Source organism: Synechococcus sp. H60.1, assembly GCF_047462335.1.
Lineage (GTDB): Bacteria > Cyanobacteriota > Cyanobacteriia > Thermostichales > Thermostichaceae > Thermostichus.
In genome coordinates this window covers 1-1117 of sequence record NZ_JANSJA010000100.1, presented here as the reverse complement: position 1 = coordinate 1117, position 1117 = coordinate 1, and the positions used below count along the sequence as shown (strand labels likewise).

2 protein-coding genes are annotated in these 1117 nt (G+C 52.4%); both read left to right on the top strand.

Annotation, left to right across the window (positions count from 1 at the left end; translation table 11 throughout):
* On the top strand, nucleotides 1–960 hold a 960-nt coding region (locus NW852_RS05530), incomplete at its 5' end, for a hypothetical protein (RefSeq protein WP_414426526.1).
* Nucleotides 929–1117 (top strand): sigma factor (locus NW852_RS05525; RefSeq protein ID WP_414426525.1); only part of this gene is annotated, 189 nt, incomplete at its 3' end. The genes NW852_RS05530 and NW852_RS05525, both read left to right, overlap by 32 nt.

Sequence of the window (1117 nt, the reverse complement as noted above, 5' to 3'; positions counted from 1 at the left end):
TCTCCCGCAGAGCGTCAGCAACTTGAGAAAGATATTGCCACTCTGGAAGGTCAAGATTGGGACTTCAAGTCTCTGGAGCAGGAACTCAATCGATGGGTCTCTCAACGCAACCTCATCCTGCAAAAAGACCAAGAAACAGGGTTTTACCTGGCGGTTTCACAAAGACTTGTGAAGAGTTCCTTCTACGGCGGGCGACTTGCTGTGGCACAGCAATTGCGCTCTTCACTTGACCAGTCTCGCGCAATTGCCCTTCACGAACAGCCTGCACCGCTGCGCACGATGCTTGAACAACTCACAATGCAGGGAGAGACTTATCCGATGGCATTTTTCAAGATAACAGAGACTTTGCCAGCACCCAAGTTCCTAATGCCTGGCGCTCTCGTGTATGCGGAAGTGCCTGTTAACGAAGAGCAGACTATACAAGTAAACACAGAAATCCTCTTCTCCAACCCTAATTCATGGGGCGGGATGAGCGAATATCTGCAGAACTTGCCTCAACAGAAGCAATCATCAGAAAAAAACGCGCCAGAGCCTATGATGATTTTATATAGTAAGTTTGCTCCTCTTCGGATTGACATGCTTCAAAAGGCTCTGGAGAAACTCATCGCCTTGTGGACAACTCTGCAGGAACAGATGCGCGAGCAGTATGCAAAGGAGATAGAAAGCCTACGCACAGAGTTGAAGCGAATGGCTGAAGAGCAGACGGGGCTTCCGATGGACACACCGCTGGACTGGAACATCCTACCACAAGAGATGAAGCAGCGGATTATCGATACGCTCCGCATGTCGGGACTTGACGTCTCCGAGGCGAGCTTGGCTGACAAGAGCGTCAAGTTCTCCATCTCGTTGCGTTTGCATACTGCCCGCGTTTATCCCGACGCTATAATGGTATACTCCACTCCCTTTGGCGAAGACTACGGAGCTATCCATGCGCGCCGCTACCCTCGGTCGGGTAATTAGTTTCTACACGCAGTTAGAGTGGCAGGAACGCACTGCAATCGCCCAAATCGCCGCCTGGCAAGCCGCGCACGAGTACCAGCCCGACCGAGGCGTGTCGCTGCCGACCTATGCAACCCTGCGCGCGGAGTGGGCGATTTTAGACGAGTGGAAGCGTCTG